Origin of the sequence: Amnibacterium sp. CER49 (assembly GCF_029846255.1) — a bacterium.
GTDB lineage: Bacteria > Actinomycetota > Actinomycetes > Actinomycetales > Microbacteriaceae > Amnibacterium.
This window is the reverse complement of record NZ_JARVWQ010000001.1, coordinates 449,368-473,592: the sequence shown is the minus strand read 5'-3', so window position 1 is coordinate 473,592 and position 24,225 is coordinate 449,368. Positions and strand designations below refer to the sequence as shown.

Sequence of the window (24,225 nt, the reverse complement as noted above, 5' to 3'; positions counted from 1 at the left end):
CCGTCCCGGCCCTACTGCTGCGGCAGCCTCGGCGCGCCGTGGTCGCGGACCTCCGCGGGCAGCGAGCCGTGGTTCGGCGCGACGTGCGCGAGGATCCGCTCCCACTGCGTCGCGATCGCGAGCGGACCGCTGCCCACGGCCACCTCGACCGTGGCGTGCGGCAGCCGCTTCGCGTACCAGGCCGCGTCGTCCTCGTCGGCCACGGGATCGCGGTCGCCCACGAGGACGACGGTCTCGGCCTCGACGCTGCCCATGCGCTTCACCCAGAAGTCGTCGGACATCAGCACGCGGTCGGTGTCGATGCCGACCTTGCCCTGCAGGAACGCGTCGTCGACCATCCGCTGCAGGCGGCCACGGAGCCCGGGCAGGGCGAGGTCGGGGTCGTCGTCGGTCACGTGCAGCGCCGCGGGCGAGCGCGGTGCGATGAGCGCCCGACGGGCGAGCTTGCGCAGGCCGCGCTTCGCCGGTGCGCCGACGAGCGCGAGCCGGTCGACCCGGTCGCCGTAGGTCGCCGCGAAGGCGAGCGCGACCGCGGCGCCGGTGCCCCAGCCGACGACGCCCAGACGGACGAAGTCGCGGTCGTCCGTGTGCGTCTCGGCGGATCGGGTGGCTTGCCGCAGGTAGCCGGCGACGTCCTCGACGCGGTCCTTCAGCGACGGCAGCGTGTCGGCGGGCAGCGGCTCCGAGGAGCCGTAGCCGGGGCGGTCGAGCGAGACGACGTGCACGCCCCAGCGCTCGGTCACGCCGGGGTTCGGGTCGAAGGAGGCCGAGCCCGGGGTGGGGTGGCAGAGCAGCACGAGGCGGTCGGCCTGGGGGTCGCCGGCGGTCGAGAGTCCGAGGCGCCGCCCCGACGGCGCCGCGATGAGACGGTCGGCCACGGTCAGCAGGTCGACGGGGAACGGGGGCGCATGGCCGCAGTCTGCCAGCCCGCGGGCTCCCGGCCCTTGGCGATCTCCGTACCTCCGCCGGGTGGAAGCATGGAGGGGTGACGGGTGCGGGGGAGCGGGCGCGGCGCGTGGCCGACGAGGTGCTCCTCCCGGATGCCGCCGCGGTCGACCGCGCCGATCGGGTGCCCGCCGCGCACCTCGCGGCGCTCGACGGTGCCGGGCTCACCGGGCTCGCCGCGGCGGAGCCCGACCTCGCGACCCGGATCGACGTCGCCGCGGCGCTCGCGGGCGGCTGCCTCGCCACCGCCTTCGTCTGGCTGCAGCACCAGGGCGCGCTCGCGAACGTGCTCCGCGGCCCCGCCGGGCTGCGCGAGCGCTACGCCGCGCCCCTCACCGACGGGCGCCTCCGGGCCGCGATCGCGATCACCGCGCTGCGGCCACCGGCGCCGCTGCGCATCCTGCCGAACGGCGCCGGCTGGCGGCTCACCGGCCGCGCCCCATGGGTGACCGGCTGGGGGAGCGCGGGCGTCGTGCTCGTCGCGGCCCTCGACCCGGACGGCGTCGTCCGGCTCGTCCTCGTCGACGCCGACGCCTCGGCGTCGCTCGCCGCGGAACCGCTCGACCTCGTCGCAGCACGCGCGAGCCGCACGGTCACGCTGCGCTTCGACGGGCTGCGCGTGGCGGCGGACCGGCTCGTCGCGTCCGTGCCGCTGGATGAGTGGACGGCGCGCGACGCCGCGGGGCTCGCCGGCAACGGCGCCCTCGCGCTCGGCGTCGCGGAGCGCGCCGCGCGGCTCGCGGAGGACGACCGGCTCCTCGCCGAGGTCACCCTCGTCCGCACCCGGCTGCTCGAGGCGGACGTCGACGCGCTCCCGGACGCCCGCGGCGCCTGCTCGGCGCTCGCGCTGCGCGCCGCCGCGGTGCTCACCGTCCTGCGCGGCTCCTCGAGCGTGCTCGCTGGCAGCGACGCCGAGCGGCTGCTGCGGGAGGCGCAGTTCCTGCTCGTCTTCGGCAGCCGGCCCGCGATCCGGGACGCGCTGCTGCCGCGGCTCGCGGGCTGATCAGGCGATGTCCGCGCGCGCCGCTACGGTTGCAGCGGCGCGGGAGGAAGCGTGCATCTGAAGAGCCTGACGCTGAAGGGCTTCAAGTCCTTCGCGCAGGCGACCGTGTTCGCGTTCGAGCCCGGTGTCACCTGCATCGTCGGGCCCAACGGGTCCGGCAAGTCGAACGTCGTCGACGCGCTCGCGTGGGTCATGGGCGAGCAGGGCGCGAAGACCCTCCGCGGCGGCTCGATGGCCGACGTGATCTTCGCCGGCACCGCGTCGCGCGGACCGCTCGGCCGCGCCGAGGTCGTGCTCACCATCGACAACACCGACGGCGTGCTGCCGATCGAGTACAGCGAGGTGACGATCAGCCGCACCCTGTTCCGGTCGGGTGCGAGCGAGTACGCGATCAACGGCCGCGGCGTGCGGCTGCTCGACGTGCAGGAGCTGCTCTCCGACTCGGGGCTCGGGCGTGAGATGCACGTCATCGTCGGGCAGGGGCAGCTCGACCAGGTGCTGCGGGCGTCGCCCGAGGAGCGCCGCGGCTTCCTCGAGGAGGCCGCGGGCATCCTCAAGCACCGGCGGCGCAAGGAGCGCACGCTGCGCAAGCTCGAGTCGATGCAGGCGAACCTGACCCGCCTCACCGACCTCGCCGACGAGCTGCGGCGGCAGCTGAAGCCGCTCGGCGCGCAGGCCGAGGTGGCGCGCGAGGCCGTCGCGATCCAGGCCACGGTGCGCGACGCGCGCACCCGGCTGCTCGCCGCCGACGCGGCCGGGCTCGCGCGTGCGGTCGCGGGCCTCGAGCAGCAGCGGCGCGACCTCGAGCTCGAGCGCGAGGTCGCCGCCGATGCCGAGCGGGCCCTCTCGAGCCGGGCCGACGAGCTCGAGCGCGAGGAGGCGGACGAGCGGCTCGACGTCGCCCGACGCGCCGCGCTCGAGCTCGAGGCGGTCCAGCAGCGCCTCCGCGCGCTCGCGCAGCTCGCCGCGACCCGGGTCACGCTGCTCGGTCCCGACGAGCCGCTCGCCGCGGTGCCGTCCGAGGCCGCGCTGCAGGCGCCGCACGACGAGCTGGGGCGCCTCGAGCCCGCGATCGCCGCGGCCGAGGCCGCGCTCGGGGCGGCCACGAGCGACCAGCAGCAGGCGCAGCACCGCCTCGACGAGATCGACGCGTCGATCGCCGGCGACGCCGCGCGCATCGGCGAGGCCGACCGGCGGGTCGGTGCCGCGGCGTCCCGCGTCGCCGAGGCCGAGGCGGCGCTCGCCGCCCGTACCGCCGAGGCCGGACGCCTCACCGATGCCGCCGCGGCGGGCGCCGTTCGCGTCGACGAGGCCCGGGCGGCCGTCCCCGAGGCGCCGCGGCCCGGGGAGACGGGCGGCGACCACGGCGAGCAGGCCCGCGAGGCCGAGGCGGCCGCGTCCGCTGCGCTCGAGGACGACCGGGCGGCCCTCCACGACGCCGAGCGCGAGCTCGCCGGGCTCGATGCCGCGATCGCGGCCCTCCGTCTCGCCGAGCCGCCCGCCGACGGCACCGCCGCGCTGCTCGAGCAGCGGCGCGAGGGCCTCGGTCCACGGGTGCGCGAGGTGCTGCGGGTCGACGGGGGCTGGACGGCCGCGATCGCCGCCGTGCTCGGTCCCCTCGCGGAGGCCGCGATCGCCGCCTCCGGCGCCGTCGCGCTCGACGCCGCAGAGACGGCCGACGGGGCAGCGGCAATGCTCGTCGCCGCGCCGGAGCGCCGGCCCGAGCCGGTCCCGGCCGTCGACGGCACGGTGCCCGCTCGGGACGTGGTGCAGGCCCCTGACGGTGTGCTCGACCTGCTCGCGGCGGTGCTGCTCGTCGAGGACCTCGCCGCGGCGCGGGTCGCGCTGCCCGCCCTGTCCGACGCCCGAGCCGTCCTCGTCACGCGCGGCGGCGTCGTGCTGCGGCCGGCCGCGGTGACGACGCCCGGCGCGGGACGCAGCGGGCTCGAGCTGCTCGAGGAGCGCGAGCGCGCCGAGCGGCGCCGGGCCGCCGTCCTCGAGGCGGTCGAGGCGCTCCGCGCCCGGGTCGAGGCGAACCGTGGCGCCCTCCGCGGCGCGCGTGAGCGCGCCGCTGCGGCCGCAGCCGAGGCCCGCCGGCTCGAGAGCGCGGCCCGCGAGGCCGAGCGGCGCCGCGCCACGGCCCTCGCCCGCCTGGAGTCGGCCGAGGCCGAGGCCGAGCGGCTCGCGGCCCGGGCCGAGCAGGCCCGCGAGGCGGTCCGGCCGGCGCAGGCGGCGCTCACGGAGGCCGAGGCGGCGCTCGAGCAGGCGCGGGCCGAGCCGCGCCCGGTGCTCGACGCCTCGCGGCGCACCGAGGCCCTGGCCGCCGTCGAGGCCGCCCGCGAGCGGGGCCTCGCGGCCCGCCTCGAGCTCCAGCGCCTGCAGGACCGTCGGGCGGCCGAGCGCCGGCGCATCGCGGAGGCCGAGCGGTCGGCCGTCGCCGCTCGGCGCGCGCGCGCGGAGGCCGAGGCGCGAAACGAGCGGCGTCGCCGGCAGCGCGCCGCCGCCGAGGGCGTGCTCGCCGAGCTGCCGGTCGTGCAGGCGTCCGTCGACGCGTCCGTGACCGAGGCGCGGCTGCAGCTCGCCGATGCGACCCGTGAGCGCGACGCCCGCAGCGGCGCGCTCCGCACGGCCCGGGTCGACCTCGGCCGGGCCCGCGCCCGGCTCGCCGAGCTCGAGGCGCGCGCCCGCGACCTCGACATGCGCGGCTACGAGCAGCAGGTCTCGCTCGGCGCGCTGCTCGAGCGCGCCCGCAGCGAGCTCGGCCTCGACGAGCAGGGCCTGCTCGAGGAGGCGGATCCGCAGCTCGACCGCACGGCGGAGGAGCGCCGGCTGCGGCAGGCGGAGCGGCGGCTCGCCCAGCTCGGCCGGGTCAACCCGCTCGCGCTCGAGGAGTTCGCGGCGCTCGAGCAGCGGCACGCGTTCCTCACCGAGCAGCTCGCCGATCTCACCCGCACCAGGCAGGACCTGCTCCGCATCGTGGCCGAGCTCGACCAGCGCATGGCGGCGGTGTTCGAGGCGGCCTACGCCGACACCGAGGCGGCGTTCGCACGGATCCTCCCGGTGCTGTTCCCCGGGGGCACCGGACGGCTCTCCCTCGTCGGCGACGACCTCGACACGTCCGGCGTCGAGGTGTCGGTGCGGCCCGCGGGCAAGCGCATCGAGCGGCTCTCGCTGCTCTCCGGTGGCGAGCGCAGCCTTGCGGCGATCGCGTACCTGCTCGCGATCTTCACGGCCCGGCCGAGCCCGTTCTACATCCTCGACGAGGTCGAGGCGGCGCTCGACGACGCGAACCTCGGGCGGCTGCTCGACGTGCTCTCGTCGCTGCGCGAGTCCTCGCAGCTCATCGTGATCACGCATCAGAAGCGCACGATGGAGATCGCCGACGCCCTCTACGGGGTCTCGATGCGGCAGGACGGGGTCTCGGCCGTCATCGGCCAGCGCATGACCGCCAGCGCATGACCGCGACCGCGTGAGCGGGCGCGGACCATGAGCGCAGAGCAGCCGCTACCCTCACCGCCGCCGCCGCCGGCTCCTCGTTCGAGATCCCGGTGCGGGGTGGGACTCGAGGGAGGCCGGCGACGGCCGCAGCGAGCAGTCGGACGGGCTGTGTTCACGGAGACCCCTTCCGGGATATCCGTGACCCATCGGGTAGCGGCTGTGGGACAACCGTAATTCCGTCGTCCTATTCGCCACCATCCCGCATTACGGGGACATTTCTCGCATTCCGAATGCGCTTGCTATGCGCGGGAGAAGGCGCTCGCGCGATCGATCTGATCGCGCGTGAGGCGGATGCCCGTGTAGCGCTCGAACTGCAGCGCGGCCTGCAGGGCGTGCACCTCGGCCCCCGTCAGCACCGGGAGACCGGCGGACCGCGCGAGGCGCACGAGCGGGGTCTCGACGGGAAGCGCGACCACGTCGAACAGCATCCGAGCCGCCCGCACGAGCGACTCGTCGAACGCGAGCGCGTCCGCATCGCGTCCGGCCATGCCGAGCGGGGTGACGTTCACGAGCAGATCCGCCGGCTCCGGCTCGGCGACCCAGCGGTACCCGGTCCGGTCGGCGAGCGTCCGTCCGGCAGCCGCGTCGCGGGCGACGATCGTCACCGCCTCGAACCCGGCGCGGCGGAACGCCGCGGTCACCGCTGCCGCCATGCTGCCGCTGCCGCGGACGGCGACCCGGAGGTCTCGCGGCACGCGCTCCCGGTCGAGCAGCTCGGTGACGGCCTCGACATCGGTGTTCGCCGCGGTGAGCACGCCGTCGTCGTTCACGACGGTGTTCACCGCCTCGATCGCGGCTGCCGAGTCCTCGACGATGTCGACGAAGGGGATGATCGCCGATTTGAACGGCATCGACACCGAGCAGCCCCGGATGCCCAGGGCACGCACGCCCCGCACCGCGCCCTCGAGATCGGTCGTCGTGAACGCTTTGTAGACGAAGTCGAGCCCGAGCTCGTCGTAGAGGAAGTTGTGGAACCGCGTGCCGAGGTTGCTCGGCCGTCCCGCGAGCGAGATGCAGAGGAGCGTGTCCTTCGAGAGCGTCGGCATGCTCCCCGACGCTAGACCGCGGGCGCGGCGCCCGCGGGGGCGAAGCTCGCGGCCACCGCCGCGATGTCCTCCTTGCCGTGGCCCTCCTCGCTCGCCTGCGCGAACAGGGCGACGAGCGCGTCGACGAGCGTGGTCGGCACACCCGCCTCGGCGGTGGCGGTCCGGATGAGCCGCAGGTCCTTGAGCAGCCCGTCGAGGCCGAACTGCGGGTCGAAGCGCTGCTCGAGGATCGCACTCCCCTTCAGCTGCAGGTAGGCGCTGTCGGCGGCCCCGCCCGAGATCGTCTCGAGGAACCTCGCCGGATCGATGCCGAAGCCGCGCGCCTGCTCGATGCCCTGGGCGGTCGCGGCGGTCAGCGCGGCGACCCACGAGTTCGCGACGAGCTTCAAGGCGCTCGCCGGGCCGGGCTCGTCGCCGAGCCAGACCGTCTTCGCGCCCATGGCGTCGAACGCGGGCTGCACCAGGTCGCGCGTGCGCGCGGGGCCGGCGGCGAGGATCGCGAGCCTGCCCTCCTCGGCGGGCTGCTTCGTGCCGACCATCGGCGCGTCGACCATCGTCAGGCCGTGCTCCTCGGCGAAGCGCGCGAGCCGGGCGATGCCGTCGCGGCCCACGGTCGCGGACTGCACCCAGACCGCGCCGTCGCGCATCGCGCCGGCCGCCTGCTCCATGACCTCGGCCACCGCGTCGGCGTCGAACAGCATGGTGATCACGACGTCCGCCTCGTGCACGGCGTCCTCGAGCGTCTCCGCGACGACCGCGCCGTCGCCGGCGAGCGGACGCGCGCGGTCCGCGTGCCGGTTCCAGACCGTCACGGGCAGACCGGCACGCAGCAGCGAGTGCGCCATGCCGACGCCCATCGTGCCGGTGCCGAGCAGGGTGATCCGCGGGGTGTCGGGCATGGGGTCTCCTCGTCGCTGTCACGTGCGTCGGCACGCTACGTCCGCGCCGCTGGGCGCGGGCCGCCAGCCCGATGGAAGCCGCCTCGCGGCTAGCCTGGAGCCATGGCGGAGCGCACCCTGTCGTTCGGCGCGCGGCTGCGTGGCCTGTTCCAGACCGTCCGGGTCATCGACGACGACACGTGGGACGACCTCGAGGCCGCGCTCATCGGCGCCGACTTCGGCCCCGACATCACCGAGTCGATGATCACGGACCTCAAGGAGAAGGTCGAGAAGTTCCGGGTCACCGACCCGCGCGACCTGCAGCGGATGCTCCGCGAGGACGTGGAGGAGCGCCTCGCCGGGTTCGACCCGACCCTCAAGCTCTCCGCACGCCCCGCCGTGGTGCTCATGGTCGGCGTGAACGGGGTCGGCAAGACCACCACGATCGGCAAGTTCGCGAGGTTCGTCGGGAACTACGGTCGCTCCGTCGTCGTCGGCGCCGCCGACACGTTCCGCGCCGCCGCGGTCGAGCAGGTCGCGACCTGGGCCGAGCGGGCGGGCGCCGAGGTGGTCCGGCCGCAGCACCCGGGCCAGGACCCGGCGTCGGTGGCCTACCAGACGGTCGAGCACGCGATGCGGACGGGCACCGAGATCGTGCTCATCGACACCGCCGGGCGCCTGCACACCAAGGGCGGCCTCATGGACGAGCTCGGCAAGATCAAGCGCGTGGTCGAGAAGCTGACGCCGATCAGCGAGGTCCTCCTCGTCCTCGACGCGACCACCGGTCAGAACGGCGTCGTGCAGGCCGAGGTCTTCATCGAGCACGCGGGCGTCACCGGGCTCGTCATCACGAAGCTCGACGGCACCGCGAAGGGCGGGTTCGTGCTGCGGGTCCAGGACGAGACGGGCCTGCCGGTGAAGCTCATCGGCCAGGGGGAGCGCATCGGCGACCTCACCGGCTTCACCCCGAGCGTCTTCGCCGCGGGCCTCGTGGGCTGAGCGCCTCCTCCCTCTCCGGCGCGTGCCGCTTCCTGCGGTTCCGCGGCGCCCGGAGCCGACCGTCAGGAGGAGGCGCGGTAGGCGGTGCCGAGCTCGCGGTAGGTCGCCGCGTTGCGGCGGATGCCGTCGAGCTCCTCGTCGGTGATCGACCGGCGCACCTTCGCCGGCACGCCCGCGACGAGCGAGCGCGGCGGGACGGCGGTGCCCTCGAGCACGACCGCGCCGCCCGCGACGAGCGAGCCGGTGCCGATGACGGCCCCGTTCAGCACCGTCGCGTTCATGCCGACGAGCACGTCGTCCTCGATCGTGCAGCCGTGCACCACGGCGCCGTGCCCGACGCTCACGTTCCGCCCGATCCGGGCGGGGGAGCCGGGGTCGCAGTGGACGACGACGTTGTCCTGCAGGTTGCTGCCCTCGCCGAGCTCGATTTCGTCGCGGTCGCCGCGGAGCACCGCGCCGAACATCACGACGGCGTCGGCCCGCACCCGGACGCGGCCGATCAGGGTCGCCGTGGACGCGATGAACGCGGAGGGGTCGGTCTCGGGCAGCACGCCGTCGAACGGCAGGATCGGAGCCACGTCGGCACGCTAGGCCAGGATGCGGGCATGCGCCTGATCGAGATCCCGGTACCGTCCACGCCGGCGGCCGTCGCCGCCCGCGAGGTCGCCGCGCGGTACTGCAGCCCGGCGCTGCTGAACCACTCGGTGCGCTCCTGGTACTGGGCGCTCGGCTTCGCGGACGCGCTCGGGGTGCCGTCCGCGGATCCCGAGCTGCTCCACGTCGCCGCCCTGCTGCACGACGTCGGGCTCGTGCCCGTCTTCGACAGCCACACCGCGCCGTTCGAGACCGCGGGCGGGCACGTCGCGTGGGTGCTCGCCGCGGGCGCCGGGTGGCCGGCGCCTCGCCGCGACCGCCTCGTCGAGGTGATCGAGCGGCACATGTGGCGCGAGGTCGACCCGGGGGAGGACCCCGACGGGCACCTGCTCGAGATCGCGACGGGCCTCGACATCTCGGGCGCCCGCCCCGACGTGCTGCCCGCCGACCAGGTCGCGGAGGTGCTCGCCCGGCACCCGCGGCTCACCCTCGCCCGTGAGTTCGGTGCCTGCCTCACCGACCAGGCGGCGCGCAAGCCCGCCTCGCAGGCCGCGCGCCTCGTCGCGGGCGGCCTCGACCGGCGGCTCGCCGAGAACCCGCTCGAGCGGGCCTGAGCTCAGCGGACGGAGCTCATCCGCTCGCGCAGCTCGTCGTCCACGTCGAGCTCGAGCGCGGCGTGGACCGTCTCCCAGACCGCCTGCGAGGTCGCTGCGACGACCGGTCGAGGATCGGAGGCGTGGCCGGCGAGCCACGCCAGCGCGAGCGCCGCCGTGCTCGTGTCGCGGTCCCGCGCGAGGTCGCGGAGCACGAGCAGCGCCGGCAGCGCGGGGTCGGTCGCGGTCGTCCGGGGCGCGCCCGCTGCCGCCGCCCGCTCCGCCGCCTCCTCCGCGGCGACATGACGATCGGTGAGGCGCCCGCTCGCGAACGGGTTCCGGGGCAGCACGCCGAGGCCCTCGCCGACTGCGAGCGGCATCAGGTCGCGCTCGTCGCCGCGTTCGAGCAGGTTCATCCGGTTCCGCACGAAGGCCGGCCGCGGCACGCCCTCGCGGTCGGCGGCGGTGAGCAGGGCCTCGAGCCTCCACACGTCGACGCCGGCGGCGCCCCAGGCCCGGAGCCGCCCATCCTCGATCGCGCTCGCGAGCAGCGCGAGGGTCTCGGGGAGCGGGGTGGCGGCATCCGCGCCCGCGAGCCATCCCAGGTCGACGCGGCCGAGCCGCCGCGACGCGGCCTCGAGCGCCCTCGAGATCCGGGCGGGGGAGTGGTCGGCGCCGCGCTCCGGGCCGGCGGTCCCGCCGAGCCCCGCGAGCACGACCGCGTCGTCCGGCTGCCGCTCCTGCAGGAAGCGTTCCGCCGCGGTCTCGCCCTCGGCCGCGAGGTCGGTCACGTCGACCGCCCGCACGCCGACCTGGTCCCAGGCCTCGCCGAGCGCGTCGACGCCTCGGGCCACCGGCAGCGGTGCCCGCGGCGCGCCGGCCACGATCCGGGTCACGTCGAGGCCGGTCGTTCCAAGGGGGGCGGACTGCACCTTCCGGACGGTAGCCGCTCGGCGGTTGACTGGTTCCGTGAAGCTCCTCGTGCTCGGCGGCACCGGCTGGCTCGGCCGGGCGGCCGCCGTGGAGGCCGCGTCCCGCGGTCACGACGTCGCCTGCCTCGCCCGCGGCTCCTCGGGCGGCGCCCCGGACGGCGCCCGCCTCGTCGTCGCCGACCGCGATCGCACCGCCGCGCTCGATGCGGTGCGGAGCGAGGCCTGGGACGCGGTGCTCGACGTCGCGACGCAGCCCGGGCAGGTGCGCCGCGCCGTCGCCGCGCTCGAGCCTGCCGCCGCGCGCTACCTGTTCGTCTCGACGAGCAACGTCTACGCGGACCAGGGCGCGCCGGGGCAGGACGAGCACGCCCCGCTGCTGCCGGCGCTCGAGGCCGACGTGGCGGGCATGGAGCAGTACGGCGAGGCGAAGGTCGCCTGCGAGCAGGCGGTGCTCGGCGCGTTCGGCGCGGACCGGACGCTGATCGCGCGCGCCGGCCTGATCGGAGGGCCGGGCGACCGGTCCGGCCGCTCCGGGTACTGGCCGTGGCGGCTCGCCCACCCGTCGGATCCGCGCGGCGTGCTCGTGCCCGACGCGCTCGGCGCCGCGGTCGCGGTGATCGACGTGCGCGACCTCGCGACCTGGCTCGTCGACTCGGCCGAGCGCGGCACCGCGGGCGTGTTCAACACGAGCGGTGAGCCGCTGCCGCTCGGCGAGCACCTCGCCGTCGCCGCGCGCGTCGCCGGGTACACGGGGCCGCTCGTCCCGGCGCCCGAGGCGTGGCTGCGCGAGCACGGGGTCGACATCTGGATGGGGCCGCGGTCCTTGCCGCTCTGGATCGACGACCCCGCCTGGCGGGGCATGAACAGCCGCGACACCTCCCGCGCGCGCGCCGCGGGACTCACGGCCCGGCCGCTCGAGCAGACGTACGCGGACGTGCTCGCGTGGGAGGACGCGCGCCCGCAGCCCGGCCCGCACGGCGCCGGCCTCACCGACGCGGAGGAGCGCTCCCTCCTCGACCAGTACGTCCACGGACCTGGCTCGATCCGCGTCGCGCCGTAGGTCCTGGCGCAGCAGCACGGCGTGCCACGAACACGCCCCGCTGGTACCGGCGCGCTGCGCAGCAGCGGACGGTCGTGCGGGTGGGGAACGGTGGAACGAGACCCGCACAGGCTCGCGGCGGGGGAGCGCCGCGGCGATCGCGGACGCCGCCGGTAGGATTCGACGGCTATGGCTACCTTCGGCACGCTGTCCGATCGGCTCACGCAGGCCCTCGCGAACCTGCGCGGCAAGGGCGTCCTCACCGCCGCGGACATCGACGGCACGGTCCGTGAGATCCGGCGCGCCCTGCTCGACGCCGATGTGAACCTCGACGTCGTCAAGCGCTTCACCGGGACGGTCCGCGAGCGCGCGCTCGGCGCCACCTTGAACAAGGCGCTGAACCCCGCGCAGCAGGTGGTGCAGATCGTCAACGAGGAGCTCATCGGCATCCTCGGCGGCGAGGAGCGGCGGCTCACGTTCGCGAAGCAGCCCCCGACCGTCATCATGCTCGCCGGCCTCCAGGGCGCGGGCAAGACGACCCTCGCCGGCAAGCTCGCGAAGTGGCTCGAGTCGGAGGGCCACGCGCCGCTGCTCGTCGCCTGCGACCTGCAGCGCCCGAACGCCGTGCAGCAGCTCCAGGTCGTCGGCGAGCAGGCCGGCGCCGCCGTCTACGCGCCGGAGCCCGGCAACGGCGTCGGCAACCCGGTCCGGGTCGCGAAGGACGCGATGCGGTTCGCCCGCGACAAGCAGTACGACGTCGTCGTCATCGACACGGCCGGCCGCCTCGGCGTCGACGCCGAGCTCATGAAGCAGGCCGCCGACATCCGCCGCGCGACGGATCCCGACGAGGTGCTGTTCGTCCTCGACGCGATGATCGGCCAGGACGCGGTCACCACCGCGAAGGCGTTCCAGGACGGCGTCGACTTCACCGGCGTCGTGCTCACGAAGCTCGACGGCGACGCCCGCGGCGGCGCCGCGCTCTCGGTCGCGAGCGTCACCGGCCGACCGATCCTCTTCGCCTCCACGGGCGAGCGCCTCACCGACTTCGAGCCGTTCCGGCCCGACCGCATGGCGAGCCGCATCCTCGACCTCGGCGACATCCTCACGCTCATCGAGCAGGCGCAGCAGGCGTTCGACGAGCGCGAGGCCGTCGAGATGGCGCAGAAGCTCGCCACCGCCACCTTCACGCTCGACGACTTCCTGAAGCAGATGCAGCAGCTCCGCAAGATGGGCTCGCTGAAGAAGATGATCGGCATGCTGCCCGGAGCGCGCGGCATGCGCGAGCAGCTCGAGAACTTCGACGAGCGCGAGATCGTGCGCACCGAGGCGATCATCCAGTCGATGACGCCTGCCGAGCGGCAGAACCCGAAGCTCCTGAACGGCTCGCGGCGCCTCCGCATCGCCCGCGGCTCGGGCATGACCGTCACCGACGTGAACCAGCTCGTCACCCGCTTCGACCAGGCCGCGAAGATGATGAGGACCGTGGCTCGCGGCGGGGTGCCGCAGGTGCCCGGCATGGGCCCGATCCCCGGCGTGCGTCCCGGCGCGAAGCAGCAGGGCAAGAAGAAGCAGGGCGGATCCCGCTCGGGCAACCCGGCGAAGCGCGCCGCCGAGAACGCGGCGCTCGCCGAGGGGCGCGCCGCACGCCCCGCCGCATCGACCGGCGCGGGCTTCGGCCTCGGTGCGGGCGGCGACGGGATGCCGAGCGAGGACGACCTCGCGAAGATGCAGAAGCTGCTCGGCCGCTGACGTGCCGGCTGCCGCGGTCGTCGTGGGCGTCGCCCGCAGCCCGCGCCACGCCTTCTCGAAGGACGCGGAGCCCGCGATCACGCTGGTCGAGGGGCTCGGCGTCGAGGGCGACGCGCACGCGGGCACGACCGTGCAGCACCGCTCCCGGGTGCGGCGCGATCCGACGCAGCCGAACCTGCGCCAGGTGCACCTCATCCCGATCGAGGTGCTCGAGGACGCGGCGGCGGCCGGCTTCGTCGTGCCGCCCGGCGCGATGGGGGAGAACGTCACCACGCGCGGCGTCGACCTGCTCGGCCTCCCGACCGGCACCCTGCTCGAGCTCGGGCCGGACGCGGTGGTGCGGGTCACCGGCCTGCGCAACCCCTGCTCGCAGATCGACGACCACCAGCGGGGCCTGCTGAAGCAGATGCTCGGCCGCGACGACCGCGGCGAGGTCGTGCGGCGAGCCGGGGTGATGGGCGTCGTGGTCGCGGGCGGCGTGGTCCGCCGGGGTGATCCGGTCGCGACCGTGCTGCCGGACGGCGCGCACGTCGCCCTGCAGCCGGTCTGACCCCTCAGCCGTCGCTGCCTAGGCTGCCGGGCATGCCGCTGCCCGACGACCTCGTCGCCCTGCTGAAGCGCCGCGCCGTCTGCTACCTCGCGACGACGATGCCGGACGGCTCCCCGCAGGTGACGCTCACCTGGGCGGACACGGACGGCGAGCACATCCTCATCAACACGGTCCGGGGGCACCAGAAGACCCGCAACGTCGAGCGCGACCCGCGCGTCGCCGTCGCGCTGTCGGACCCCGACGACCCGACGCGCTTCCGGCAGGTGCGCGGTCGGGTCGTCGCCCTGCGGACCGACGGCGCCGAGGAGCACATCGAGGCGCTCGCGCAGCGCTACACCGGTGGCCCCTACCGCTGGTGGGGCGGCCGTGACCAGGAGCGGGTGATCCTCGCGATCGAGCCGCGACGGATGTCCGGCACCGGCTGATCCGCGGCAGGATCACGCAGGTGACCCCCGAGCAGCTCCGCGACCTGTACGACCAGCGCCTCCGCCCCTGGGTCGAGCCCGATCCGGCACCCGGGCTGGTGTTCGAGCGCTTCGGCGACCTCGTGCGCGTCACGGGCCGCCGGCAGGGCTTCGTCGAGACGGGACCGGACGTGGGGCTGCGGGGCGCGGAGCTCGACGCCGCGATCGCGGCGCACCGCGACCACTTCGCCGCCCGCGGCGAGGAGCTCGAGTGGAAGACCCGAGCCCACGACCTGCCCGCCGACCTGCCCGATCGGCTGCTCGCCGCCGGCTTCGAGCCGGAGCACGCCGAGACGGTCGTCGTCGGTGTCGCCGCCGACATGGTCGACGCGGCAGCCGAGCCCGAGGGCGTCCGGATCCGCCGGACGGCCGATCCCGACGACTACGTCCGGATCGCGGCGATGGAGTCGGCGGTGTGGGGCGAGGACTGGAGCTGGCTCGCTCCGGACCTCGAGCGTGAGACGGCGCACGATCCGGAGCACTTCCTCGTGTTCGTCGCCGAGGCGGACGGCGAGGTGGTCTCGGCGGCGTGGCTCGCGAACAAGCCGGGCACCGGGTTCGGCGGCCTCTGGGGCGGCTCCACGCTGCCGGGTTGGCGACGCCGCGGGATCTACCGCGCCCTCGTCGCCGTCCGGGCTCGCGCCGCCCTCGAGCGGGGCGTCGAGTACCTGCAGGTCGACGCCTCGAAGGACTCGAGCCCCGTCCTCGAGCGCCTCGGCTTCGTGGCCGTCACGACGACGACGCCGTACGTCTGGCGTCCAGGTCGCGCTCAACCCGCGATGCCTACCGTGCGGCCATGAGCGATCGCGACTACGACCCCTACGCCCGGCTCGACCCGGTGCCCTCGTTCTCCCTCACGAGCGACGACGTCACCCACGGCCAGCCGCTGAAGGCCGCCCAGTACGGCGCGGACGCCGGCGGCCAGGACGTCTCGCCGCAGCTGTCCTGGTCGGGTGCCCCGGCCGGTACGAAGAGCTTCGCCGTCACCGTCTTCGACCCCGACGCCCCGACCGGCTCGGGCTTCTGGCACTGGGCGGTCGCGAACATCCCCGCGACGGTCACGTCGCTGCCCGCCGGGGCCGGATCGCAGGGCGGCACCCTGCCCGACGGAGCGACGCCGGTGCTGAACGAGATGCGGCTGCCGCACTTCATCGGCGCGGCCCCGCCGCAGGGCACGGGCGTGCACCGCTACTTCGTGGTCGTGCACGCGGTCGACGTCGACCACCTCGAACTCGACCCGCAGAGCACGCCCGCGGTGCTCGGCTTCAACCTGCACTTCCACACGCTCGCCCGCGCGATCCTCGTCGGCACGGGCGAGTTCGAGGGCGCCGGCGCCGCGTGATCAGCGCGGCCCCCTTCTCGGGCGCCGGGTGACGAGGGGCGGGCGGCCGCGGCCGCCCGCCCCTCGTCCGTCAGGCCAGGCCGAGCTGCTGCAGCATCCCGAGCTGGTCGGTCGAGCCGTAGCGGTCGGTCATCCGGCCGTCGGCGCCGAACCTCCCGACCTGGATGCCCCGCACCCGGAACGATCTCCCGGTCGGGGGGTGGCCGAGGAAGTCGCCGGTGTGGGTGCCGGTGACGTCGAACACGGCGGTGACGTACTGGTCCGTCGCCTCGACGACGACGGGATGCAGCTCGACGTCGGAGAAGGCGTCCCCGAACTGCTGCCAGAACGCGCCGATGCCGCGCCAGCCCCCGGGCTGGTCGGGCGCCGGGTCGTGATCGGTGAAGTCGTCGGCGAGCACCTCGTCGAGGCGGTCGAAATCCTTCGCGGCGACGATCTCGCCCATCCGGGTCTGCGCGGCGAGGTTCATCTCGGAGCGCGGCTTCGCGTCGGTCATGCGGTTCCTTCCGGTCGTGCGGCCGATGCCGGACGGCACCGCGGGCATGCCTACGTGACCCGACGCAACGGCACCTGGCCGTCGCGTCCGATGCGGCTGAGCGCTCAGGGAGGGTTTCCTAGGGTCGAGGCATGAGCTCCGCCTTCCGGCCCGAGGACCGCCCCGTCCGCATCGGCGTGCAGATCGCCCCCCAGCACGCCTCGTACCCCGAGCACCGTGACGCGGTGGCACGCGCCGAGGAGCTGGGCGCCGACATCGTCTTCAACTGGGACCACTTCTTCCCGCTGTCCGGCGACCCCGACGGGCTGCACTTCGAGGCGTGGACCGAGCTCGCGGCCTGGGCTGAGCAGACCGAGCGCATCGAGCTCGGCCCGCTCGTGAACTGCAACAGCTACCGCAACCCCAACCTGCAGGCCGACATGGCCCGCACCGTCGACCACATCTCGAACGGCCGGCTCATCTTCGGCACCGGCTCCGGCTGGGCGGATCGCGACTACCGCGAGTACGGCTACGAGTTCGGCACGGCGGGCAGCCGGCTCGACGACCTCGCTCGCGACCTGCCGATCATCCGGGACCGCTGGGACCGGCTGAACCCGAAGCCGGTGCGCCGCATCCCGATCCTCATCGGCGGCGAGGGGGAGAGGAAGACGCTGCGCATCGTCGCCGAGCACGCGGACGTGTGGCACAGCTTCGTCGATCCCGACGGGCTGCAGCACAAGCTCGACGTGCTGCAGCGGCACGCGGACGCGGTCGGCCGCGACGTCGCCGGCATCGAGATCGGCAACGAGCTCGGCGGCCGCGACGACGCCACCGCCGACGCGCTCTTCGCGGGCGGCGCGCGCCTCTTCACGATCGGCATCTCGGCGCCCGACTTCGAGTGGGGCGAGGTGCGCCGGTGGCTCGCCTGGCGCGACGCGAAGAACGCCTGACGCCACGCACCTGCCGCCCGTGGCCGCTCGTCGGCTGCGCCGGTACCGCGTGGAGGTGATCCGTCCGGCCGTAGGTGAGGAACGGCGTTCGTGCACCTCCACGAGGGCGCATCACCGACACGCGGTCGCCCGCGGTGTGGGGAGGCGATGTGGTGCCCTATCCAGGACAGGCGCGTCCGTTCAGGCCCGGCTGCCCTCGACCGGGGCAGCGGCGCCCGCCCATCCTGGATCCGGGTGTCGCTGCCGCCACGGATCCGACTCCCGGCGCCGGATTCCGCCTCCGAACCGAATCGGCTGCGGACACGCCGCTCAGCCGGATCCGCGGCTCGCGTCGGCGCGTCAGCGCCGAGGGAAGCCCTCGCGCAGCTCGCGGGCGAGCGACTTCACGACCGCCTTGAGGTCGCCGCCCGCTGCGGCGGCGGCGACCGCCTGGCGCTCGTAGGAGGCGCCGACGTCGATGATCCGCTCGAGGTCGTGCAGCTCGGCCGAGCAGCCGAGGCGCTCGGCGATCGGATCGAGCCGGGCGATCAGGTCGCGGGTGTCCTCCTCGACGAGTCGCTCATCGCCTGCGCTGTTCACGATCACGATGGCGTCCATGCCGTAGCGGGCGGCCCGCCACTTGTTCTCCCGCACGAACCACGGCTGCATGCTCGGCAGCTCCTCGCCGCGGTCGAGGCGCTCGGAGAGGTCGTCGACGAGGCACTGCACGAGCGCGGCGAGCGCCCCGACCTCGAGCGTGGTCGGCAGCCCGTCGCAGGCGCGCGTCTCGACGGTGCCCCACTTCGGCGACGGGCGGATGTCCCAGCGGATCTCGTCCCACGAGTCGATGACCCCGACGTGCACGAGGTCGTCGACGAGCGACTCGTACTCGCTCCACGCCTGCAGCTGCGGCGGCAGGCCCGCGGTCGGCAGCTGCTGGAACAGCATCGCGCGGCTCGAGGCGTAGCCGGTGGCCGCGCCGCCGTAGAACGGGCTCGAGGCGCTGAGCGCCTGCAGGTGCGCGTAGTAGGGGAGCAGCCCGTTCAGGATCGGCAGCGCCTTCTCGGGATGGTCGATGCCCACGTGCATGTGCACGCCCCAGATGAGCAGCTGCCGCCCCCAGAACTGCGTGCGGTCGATCAGGGTGACGTACCGCTCCTTCGCGGTGATCTCCTGGTGCTCCCAGCGGCCGAAGGGGTGCGTGCCGGAGCCGACGAGCTCGAGGCCGCGCCGGTCGGCCTCCTCGTTCACCGCCTCGACGGTGCGCTGCAGGTCGCCCACGGCCTCGCCGACGGTGCGGCTCACGCCGGAGACGACCTCGACCGTGTTCGTGAGCAGCTCGCTCGTGATCTTCGAGATGCCGCGCTCGTCCTCGATGCTGAGGTGCTCGAGCATGGCGGGCGCTGCGGGTGCGAGGTCGCCGGTCTGCTGGTCGACGAGCGCGAGCTCCCACTCGAGGCCGAGCGTCGAGCGGTCCGAGGCGGCGAACCGGATGGCCATGGGACAATCCTGACAGCCCGGCACCAGTCCGTCCTCCGGAACCGGTGACGCGTCAGAAACACGGCAGACTTGGCCGGTACGGCGCTCTCCCGCGCCGCCGGAGAAGTTGGAGTCAGCCCGTGAACGGAAACGCGACGTCGACGTATCGCAACGTCGCACTGCTCTCGGTCGCCAGCGTGGTGGCGCCCCTCGTCACCACGTCGTTCGAGATCGAGCGGCGGCTCGAGCCCATCCTGCGCAAGCTCCGCCTTCCCACCGGGCTGCTCGAGCGGGTGGCCGGCGTGATCGAGCGCCGTAACTGGAGCGCCGACCTGTCGCTCGACGACGCCTCGCTGCAGGCCGGCAACGCCGCGCTCGCCGAGGCCGGGGTGAAGCCGGGCGAGATCGGTCTGCTCATCAACACCTCGGTCACGAAGCGGCACATCGAGCCGAGCGTCGCGGTGCGGCTGCACCACGGGCTCGGCCTGCCGTCGAACGCCATCAACTTCGACATCTCGAACGCCTGCCTCGGCTTCGTCAACGGCATGAACCTCGCGGCCAGCCTCATCGAGTCGGGTCAGATCGACTACGCGATGGTGATCGACGGCGAGGACGTCAGCGACATCCAGGTCAACACCATCAAGCGGCTCTCGCAGGAGGGCCTCGGGCGCGAGCAGTTCATGGCCGAGTTCGCGAGCCTCACCCTCGGCTGCGGCGTCGCGGCCGCCGTGCTCGGCCGCCTCGACCGGCACCCCGAGGGCCACCAGATGATCGGCGGCATCACGCGCGCAGCGACGCAGTTCAACGACCTCTGCGTCGGCACCATGGAGGGCATGTTCACGAACTCCAAGGCGCTGCTGAAGCGTGGCATGGAGCTCGTGACCGCCGCGTGGTCGGAGGCCAAGCGCGACTGGAACTGGTCCGACATGGACCGCTACATCATGCATCAGGTGTCGGACGTGCACACGAACGCGTTCGTGAAGGCGGCGGGGCTCGACAAGGAGCGCGTGCCGCTCACCTACCCGAAGTACGGCAATGTCGGCCCCGCGTCGATCCCGATCACGCTCGCGCAGGAGTCGAAGACCCTGAACAAGGGCGACCGCGTGCTGCTCTGCGGCATCGGCAGCGGCATCAACACCGCGATGCTCGAACTGGCGTGGTGAGCGCGGCCGCTCCCGCCGCACTGCCGCCCGAGGGCCTGCCGGGGCTCGACCGCGCCTGGTCGCGGCTCGTCACGGCGCCGTCCTCCGACGGTGCGCGCCGCACGTGGCACCTGCTCGACACCGGCCCGGCCCTCGAGGCCGCGGGCGTCCGGCCCGTGGGCACGGTGCTCGCGGTGCACGGCAACCCCACCTGGAGCTACCTCTGGCGCGAGGTCGTCGCCGCGTCCCTGGAGGCGGAACGGCCGTGGCGCGTCGTCGCCGTCGACCAGCTCGAGATGGGCTGGTCCGAGCGCACCGGTGCGCCCCGCACGGTCGCCGACCGCGTGCGCGACCTCGGGCTGCTCACCGACGCGCTCGGTCTCGACGGCCCGGTCGTCCCGCTCGGCCACGACTGGGGCGGCATCGTCGCGATGGGCTGGGCGGTCGACCACGCCGCTGACACGGCCGGCGTCGTGCTTGCGAACACCGCGCTGCCGGACCCCACGGAGGACGTGCTGCCGGGCCTGCTCCGCTTCGCCCTCACACCCGCGGTCACCCGTGCCGGCACGTCGGGCACCACCGCGTTCCTCGAGACGACGCTCCGCATCGCCCACCCGCCGCTGCCGCCCGAGGTGCGTGCGGCGTACCGCGCGCCCTACCGGGGCGCCGCTCGCCGAGCGGGCATCGAGCAGTTCGTGCGCGACATCCCCGCCGACCCGTCGCATCCGTCGGCCGCCGAGCTCGCCCGCATCGCCGAGGGGGTCGGTCGCCTCGCCGTGCCGGTCCTGCTGCTGTGGGGCCCTCGCGACCCGGTGTTCCAGGAGCGCTACCTCGCCGGCCTCATGCGCCGGATGCCGCACGCCGACGTGCACCGCTTCGAGGGCGCGGGCCACCTGCTGCCCGAGGACGTGGCGCTCGCGCCCGTGATCCGCACCTGGCTCGAGACCCGTCTCGGCGGCGACCGGCCCGCCGAGCTCGCTGCCTACCTCGACGCCGCGCCGTACGAGCCGCTGTGGAGCGTGCTCGACGCCCGCCGCGACGAGTCGTCGACCGCGCTCGTCGAGATGCGGGGCGGCACGCGCCCGCCTCGGGTCGTGTCCTGGCGGCTCCTCGCGCGGCGCATCGAGTCGATCGCGGCCGGCCTCCTCGCCGTCGGCGTGCGACGTGGCCAGCGGGTCTCGCTGCTCGTGCCGCCCGGCGCCGACCTCACCGCGGCGCTCTACGCCTGCCTGCGCATCGGCGCGGTCGTCGTCGTCGCCGACGCGGGTCTCGGTCTCCAGGGCATGACCCGGGCCGTGAACGGCGCCCGCCCGGACTGGATCATCGGCGTGCCCGCCGCGCTCGGCATCGCCCGCGCCCTCGGCTGGCCCGGCGTCCGGATCCTGGCGGGCGGCGCCTCGCCCGCCCTGCGGAACGCGATCGGCGCCCGGCACACGCTCGCGGAGCTCGCGGCGACCGGCGACGGCGTCGGGCTCCCGCCGGAACCGGCGCCCGACGACCTCGCGGCCGTGCTCTTCACCTCCGGCTCGACCGGCCCGGCCAAGGGCGTGCGGTACACCTACCGGCGCCTCGCCGGCGTGCGCGATGCGCTGCGCCGCGAGTGCGGCCTCGGGCAGGGCAGCGGCCTCGTGGCGGGCTTCGCTCCGTTCGCCCTCCTCGGGCCCGCGCTCGGCTGCCGCACCGCCACCCCGGAGATGGACGTGACGCGTCCCGCGACCCTGACCGCGGAGCGGCTCGCCGCGTCGATCGCCGCCGTCGACGCCGACTCGGTGTTCCTGTCGCCCGCGGCCATGGCCAACGTCGTCGCGACCGCCGACGAGGCGGCGGCGTTCGAACGCATCCGCCTCGTGCTCTCCGCGGGCGCCCCCCTCGGCGGCCCGCTGCTCGATGGCGCCGCCCGGGTCTTCCCGCAGGCGACGATCCGCACCCCGTACGGCATGACCGAGTGCCTCCTCGTCACCGACGTGACGCTCACGGACATCCGTGAGGCCGGCTCGGGGAACGGCGTCTGCGTCGGGCGGCCCATCACGGGCGTCCGCGTGCGGATCGCGCCGCTCGACGCGGACGGCGTGCCGCACGGGTCCCGGGTCGTCGCGCCGGGGACGACCGGCGAGATCGAGGTGAGCGCCCCGCACATGCTCACCGGGTACGACCGGCTCTGGCTGACCGACCGGCGCGCCCGGGCGGGCACGTCCGCGCAGCCGTGGCACCGCACCGGCGACGTGGGGCACCTCGACGAGCAGGGGCGTCTCTGGGTCGAGGGCCGGCTGCAGCACGTGATCGTGACCGCCGACGGCGTGGTCACACCTGTCGGGGTGGAGCAGCGCGCCGAGTCCGTCGGCGTCCGCCGCGCCGCAGCCGTCGGGGTCGGTCCGCGGGGCACGCAGCAGCTCGTCGTGGTCGTCGAGGACCGTCCGTCCGGGCTCGTCGAGCCCGCGCTCGCCGACTCGGTCCGGGCCGCCGTCGGCGAACCGGTCGCGGCCGTGCTCGGTGTGCCGCGGCTGCCGACCGACATCCGGCACAACTCGAAGATCGACCGCGCGCTGCTCGCGCGGTGGGCCGAGGCCGTGCTCGCGGGCGAGCGGCCGCCGCGGTGGTGACACCGACGTCGGTGCTCGTCACGGGCGCGAGCGGCTACCTCGGCGGAGCGGTCGCCGCCGCGCTTCTCGCCGACGGCGTGCGTGTCCGCACGCTGCAGCGCCGGCCGTCGGGTGTGCCGGGTGCCGAGGACGTGCTCGGCACGGTGACGGATGCGGATGCGCGCCGCGCCGCCGTCCAGGGCGTGGACGCGGTGGTGCACCTCGCGGCGAAGGTGACCTTCACCGGCGACCCGGCCGAGTTCGCCGCGATCAACGTGCAGGGCACCCGCGACCTGCTGCACGACGCGAAGGACGCCGGTGTGCGCGGCTTCGTCCACGTGTCGTCCCCGTCCGTCGCCCACACCGGCCGCTCGATCATGGGGGAGGGCGCCGCGCCGGCCGAGCCGCAGCGGGCGCGGGGCGAGTACGCCCGGACGAAGGCGGCCGCCGAGCTGATCGCGCTCGCCGCGGACGAGCCCGGTCTCGCCGTCACCGCCGTCCGGCCGCATCTCGTGTGGGGTCCCGGCGACCCGCAGCTCGTCGCCCGCGTGCAGGACCGCGCGCGTCGCGGGCGACTGCCGATCGTCGGCACGGGCGCCGCGCTCGTCGACACCTGCTACATCGACGACGCCGTCACCGGCCTCCTGGCGGCGCTGCGACGGCTCGAGGTGACCCACGGCAACGCCTACGTGCTCACCTCGGGGGAGCCGCGGCCGATCGGCGAGCTCTTCGCCGACTTCTGCCGCGCCGCCGGGGTGCGTCCGCCGTCCCGCCACGTGCCGGTCCCCGTCGCGAAGGCCGTCGGCGCCGCCGCCGAGCTGGTGTGGCGCATCCGGCCGGGCGACGACGAGCCGCCCATGACACGCTTCCTCGCCGAGCAGCTCTCCACCGCCCACTGGTTCGACCAGCGACGCACGCGCCGCGACCTCGACTGGACCCCGCCGGTGGGCGTCAGGCGAGGGCTCGAGCGGCTCGCCGCGCACGCCTGATCGCACCTCACGGGTCGCCACGCCGTGGCCGTCCGCGACCAGGGTGCGCGTCTGGCAGAATGGTCCGTCGGGTCCGCGAGCCCCGACCCTCTATCCGGGCATCGCGGGCGAATCGTCTCGGAGCCGCCGTCGGGAAGCCCCACGTTTCCGGTGTCGGACAGGCTCCATCCATTCGTCTCGCATGTGAGGAACACCAGTTGGCCGTCAAGATCCGCCTGAAGCGGCTCGGCAAGATCCGAGCCCCCTACTACCGCATCGTCGTCGCCGACTCGCGCAGCAAGCGCGACGGCCGCGTGATCGAGGAGATCGGCAAGTACCACCCCACCGAGCACCCCTCGGTCATCGAGGTGGACTCGGACCGCGCGCAGTACTGGCTCGGTGTCGGCGCGCAGCCGACCGAGCAGGTCGCCGCGCTGCTCAAGCTCACGGGTGACTGGGGCCGGTTCAAGGGCGACGCCTCCGCGACGAACCGCGTCGAGGTCCGCGCCGAGAAGCAGGCCTTCCAGCCCGAGGAGCGCAAGAACCCGGTGCTGCGCCCCAAGGACTCGGTGAAGGACGCCGAGGCCGCGACGCGCGCCGACGCGGCCGCCGACGAGGAGCGGGCCGACGAGCTCGACGCCGGCACCACCGTCTCCCACGAGACGCCCGAGCAGGCCGACAACTCCTGACCATGCTCGAATCCGCGCTCCAGCACCTCGTCAAGGGGATCGTCGACCACCCGGACGCCGTCCAGGTGGTGTCGCGGTCGACCCCGCGCGGCGAGGTGCTGGAGGTGCGGGTCGACCCGGCCGACCTCGGCCGCGTCATCGGCCGCGCGGGCCGCACCGCGAAGGCCCTCCGCACGGTCGTCGGCGCGCTCGCCGACGGCCGCTCCGTCCGCGTCGACGTCGTCGACGTGGACCGTTGAGTTGCGCGGTGGAGCTGTGAGCGACGGCGATCTCCCGCCGTCGCCGCGACCCCAGCGCGAGGCGCCGTCCCGGCGCCTCGGTAACGCCAAGGC

At 74.9% G+C, this 24,225-nt stretch carries 23 protein-coding genes; 16 read left to right on the top strand and 7 right to left on the bottom strand.

Features of this window, described 5'->3' with window-relative positions; all coding sequences use genetic code 11:
* Positions 1–11 precede the first annotated feature (11 nt).
* Positions 12–878: an alpha/beta fold hydrolase gene (locus QDR37_RS02290; RefSeq protein ID WP_279711927.1), complete on the bottom strand. Its 867-nt coding sequence runs from the start codon at positions 876–878 to the stop codon at positions 12–14.
* Positions 879–985: 107 nt separating this feature from the next.
* Here QDR37_RS02290 and QDR37_RS02285 point away from each other — a divergent pair, with 107 nt between their 5' ends.
* Positions 986–1,948, top strand: coding sequence for an acyl-CoA/acyl-ACP dehydrogenase (locus QDR37_RS02285; RefSeq protein ID WP_279711926.1), 963 nt, complete (start codon positions 986–988; stop codon positions 1,946–1,948).
* A gap of 51 nt (positions 1,949–1,999) precedes the next feature.
* A complete protein-coding gene (gene smc / locus QDR37_RS02280; protein ID WP_279711925.1) occupies positions 2,000–5,407 on the top strand; it encodes a chromosome segregation protein SMC in 3,408 nt (1,135 codons plus the stop codon).
* A 278-nt stretch (positions 5,408–5,685) separates the two neighbouring features.
* Here the strand turns inward: smc and QDR37_RS02275 are convergent, their stop codons facing one another.
* Both QDR37_RS02275 and QDR37_RS02270 read right to left on the bottom strand, forming a co-directional pair.
* Entirely contained in the window at positions 5,686–6,492 is an 807-nt protein-coding gene (locus QDR37_RS02275; protein ID WP_279711924.1) for a shikimate 5-dehydrogenase, read from the bottom strand.
* An 11-nt stretch (positions 6,493–6,503) separates the two neighbouring features.
* Positions 6,504–7,391: an NAD(P)-dependent oxidoreductase gene (locus QDR37_RS02270; protein ID WP_279711923.1), complete on the bottom strand. Its 888-nt coding sequence runs from the start codon at positions 7,389–7,391 to the stop codon at positions 6,504–6,506.
* A 102-nt stretch (positions 7,392–7,493) separates the two neighbouring features.
* Between QDR37_RS02270 and ftsY the strand changes: the two genes are divergently transcribed.
* Positions 7,494–8,369 (top strand): signal recognition particle-docking protein FtsY, encoded by an 876-nt coding sequence (ftsY, locus tag QDR37_RS02265; protein ID WP_279711922.1) that lies wholly within the window; start codon positions 7,494–7,496, stop codon positions 8,367–8,369.
* A 62-nt stretch (positions 8,370–8,431) separates the two neighbouring features.
* Here ftsY and QDR37_RS02260 read toward each other — a convergent pair whose 3' ends face one another.
* Positions 8,432–8,947 (bottom strand): gamma carbonic anhydrase family protein, encoded by a 516-nt coding sequence (locus tag QDR37_RS02260; protein ID WP_279711921.1) that lies wholly within the window; start codon positions 8,945–8,947, stop codon positions 8,432–8,434.
* 27 nt (positions 8,948–8,974) lie between these two features.
* On the opposite strand from QDR37_RS02260, the gene QDR37_RS02255 reads away from it, so the two are divergent.
* On the top strand, positions 8,975–9,577 hold the full coding sequence (locus QDR37_RS02255) for an HD domain-containing protein (RefSeq protein ID WP_279711920.1): 603 nt from the start codon (positions 8,975–8,977) through the stop codon (positions 9,575–9,577).
* Positions 9,578–9,579: 2 nt separating this feature from the next.
* Here the strand turns inward: QDR37_RS02255 and QDR37_RS02250 are convergent, their stop codons facing one another.
* Positions 9,580–10,488: an aldo/keto reductase gene (locus QDR37_RS02250; RefSeq protein ID WP_279711919.1), complete on the bottom strand. Its 909-nt coding sequence runs from the start codon at positions 10,486–10,488 to the stop codon at positions 9,580–9,582.
* 37 nt (positions 10,489–10,525) lie between these two features.
* Between QDR37_RS02250 and QDR37_RS02245 the strand changes: the two genes are divergently transcribed.
* From QDR37_RS02245 to QDR37_RS02220, 6 genes are all read left to right on the top strand, one after another.
* Positions 10,526–11,548 carry an NAD-dependent epimerase/dehydratase family protein gene (locus QDR37_RS02245; RefSeq protein WP_279711918.1) on the top strand — a complete coding sequence of 341 codons (1,023 nt, stop codon included), beginning with the start codon at positions 10,526–10,528 and terminating at the stop codon, positions 11,546–11,548.
* Positions 11,549–11,716: 168 nt separating this feature from the next.
* A complete protein-coding gene (gene ffh, locus QDR37_RS02240; protein ID WP_279711917.1) occupies positions 11,717–13,276 on the top strand; it encodes a signal recognition particle protein in 1,560 nt (519 codons plus the stop codon).
* A gap of 1 nt (position 13,277) precedes the next feature.
* Positions 13,278–13,826, top strand: a complete 549-nt coding sequence (locus tag QDR37_RS02235) for an MOSC domain-containing protein (protein ID WP_279711916.1) — start codon at positions 13,278–13,280, stop codon at positions 13,824–13,826.
* A 32-nt stretch (positions 13,827–13,858) separates the two neighbouring features.
* The gene (locus QDR37_RS02230; protein ID WP_279711915.1) at positions 13,859–14,251 is read left to right on the top strand and encodes a PPOX class F420-dependent oxidoreductase; all 393 of its coding nucleotides are present in this window, start codon (positions 13,859–13,861) and stop codon (positions 14,249–14,251) included.
* A 20-nt stretch (positions 14,252–14,271) separates the two neighbouring features.
* Positions 14,272–15,090: a GNAT family N-acetyltransferase gene (locus QDR37_RS02225; RefSeq protein ID WP_279711914.1), complete on the top strand. Its 819-nt coding sequence runs from the start codon at positions 14,272–14,274 to the stop codon at positions 15,088–15,090.
* Positions 15,087–15,632: a YbhB/YbcL family Raf kinase inhibitor-like protein gene (locus tag QDR37_RS02220; RefSeq protein WP_279711913.1), complete on the top strand. Its 546-nt coding sequence runs from the start codon at positions 15,087–15,089 to the stop codon at positions 15,630–15,632. The genes QDR37_RS02225 and QDR37_RS02220 overlap by 4 nt, the downstream gene beginning before the upstream one ends.
* A gap of 70 nt (positions 15,633–15,702) precedes the next feature.
* Here the strand turns inward: QDR37_RS02220 and QDR37_RS02215 are convergent, their stop codons facing one another.
* The gene (locus QDR37_RS02215; protein WP_279711912.1) at positions 15,703–16,128 is read right to left on the bottom strand and encodes an ester cyclase; all 426 of its coding nucleotides are present in this window, start codon (positions 16,126–16,128) and stop codon (positions 15,703–15,705) included.
* A gap of 131 nt (positions 16,129–16,259) precedes the next feature.
* Here QDR37_RS02215 and QDR37_RS02210 point away from each other — a divergent pair, with 131 nt between their 5' ends.
* A complete protein-coding gene (locus tag QDR37_RS02210; protein ID WP_279711911.1) occupies positions 16,260–17,057 on the top strand; it encodes an LLM class F420-dependent oxidoreductase in 798 nt (265 codons plus the stop codon).
* 339 nt (positions 17,058–17,396) lie between these two features.
* On the opposite strand, the gene QDR37_RS02205 is transcribed toward QDR37_RS02210, so the two are convergent.
* Complete coding sequence (locus tag QDR37_RS02205) at positions 17,397–18,536, bottom strand: glutamate--cysteine ligase (protein ID WP_279711910.1); 1,140 nt, start codon at positions 18,534–18,536, stop codon at positions 17,397–17,399.
* A gap of 119 nt (positions 18,537–18,655) precedes the next feature.
* Here QDR37_RS02205 and QDR37_RS02200 point away from each other — a divergent pair, with 119 nt between their 5' ends.
* From QDR37_RS02200 to QDR37_RS02180, 5 genes are all read left to right on the top strand, one after another.
* Positions 18,656–19,678, top strand: a complete 1,023-nt coding sequence (locus tag QDR37_RS02200) for a 3-oxoacyl-ACP synthase III (protein WP_279711909.1) — start codon at positions 18,656–18,658, stop codon at positions 19,676–19,678.
* On the top strand, positions 19,675–22,257 hold the full coding sequence (locus QDR37_RS02195; RefSeq protein WP_279711908.1) for an alpha/beta fold hydrolase: 2,583 nt from the start codon (positions 19,675–19,677) through the stop codon (positions 22,255–22,257). Before QDR37_RS02200 ends, QDR37_RS02195 begins: the two co-directional genes overlap by 4 nt.
* Positions 22,251–23,225, top strand: coding sequence for an NAD-dependent epimerase/dehydratase family protein (locus QDR37_RS02190; protein ID WP_279711907.1), 975 nt, complete (start codon positions 22,251–22,253; stop codon positions 23,223–23,225). Before QDR37_RS02195 ends, QDR37_RS02190 begins: the two co-directional genes overlap by 7 nt.
* Before the next feature lie 197 nt (positions 23,226–23,422).
* On the top strand, positions 23,423–23,893 hold the full coding sequence (rpsP, locus tag QDR37_RS02185; protein ID WP_279711906.1) for a 30S ribosomal protein S16: 471 nt from the start codon (positions 23,423–23,425) through the stop codon (positions 23,891–23,893).
* A gap of 2 nt (positions 23,894–23,895) precedes the next feature.
* Positions 23,896–24,132, top strand: coding sequence for an RNA-binding protein (locus QDR37_RS02180; RefSeq protein WP_279711905.1), 237 nt, complete (start codon positions 23,896–23,898; stop codon positions 24,130–24,132).
* Positions 24,133–24,225 lie beyond the last annotated feature (93 nt).

Excerpts from the sequence above, each read along its gene's own strand:
- QDR37_RS02275 (WP_279711924.1), bottom strand. The coding sequence starts at position 6,492 with ATGCCGACGCTCTCGAAGGACACGCTCCTCTGCATCTCGCTCGCGGGA.
- QDR37_RS02270 (WP_279711923.1), bottom strand. The coding sequence starts at position 7,391 with ATGCCCGACACCCCGCGGATCACCCTGCTCGGCACCGGCACGATGGGC.
- ftsY (WP_279711922.1), top strand. The coding sequence starts at position 7,494 with ATGGCGGAGCGCACCCTGTCGTTCGGCGCGCGGCTGCGTGGCCTGTTC.
- QDR37_RS02255 (WP_279711920.1), top strand. The coding sequence starts at position 8,975 with ATGCGCCTGATCGAGATCCCGGTACCGTCCACGCCGGCGGCCGTCGCC.
- ffh (WP_279711917.1), top strand. The coding sequence starts at position 11,717 with ATGGCTACCTTCGGCACGCTGTCCGATCGGCTCACGCAGGCCCTCGCG.
- QDR37_RS02230 (WP_279711915.1), top strand. The coding sequence starts at position 13,859 with ATGCCGCTGCCCGACGACCTCGTCGCCCTGCTGAAGCGCCGCGCCGTC.
- QDR37_RS02220 (WP_279711913.1), top strand. The coding sequence starts at position 15,087 with ATGAGCGATCGCGACTACGACCCCTACGCCCGGCTCGACCCGGTGCCC.
- QDR37_RS02215 (WP_279711912.1), bottom strand. The coding sequence starts at position 16,128 with ATGACCGACGCGAAGCCGCGCTCCGAGATGAACCTCGCCGCGCAGACC.
- QDR37_RS02210 (WP_279711911.1), top strand. The coding sequence starts at position 16,260 with ATGAGCTCCGCCTTCCGGCCCGAGGACCGCCCCGTCCGCATCGGCGTG.
- QDR37_RS02205 (WP_279711910.1), bottom strand. The coding sequence starts at position 18,536 with ATGGCCATCCGGTTCGCCGCCTCGGACCGCTCGACGCTCGGCCTCGAG.
- QDR37_RS02180 (WP_279711905.1), top strand. The coding sequence starts at position 23,896 with ATGCTCGAATCCGCGCTCCAGCACCTCGTCAAGGGGATCGTCGACCAC.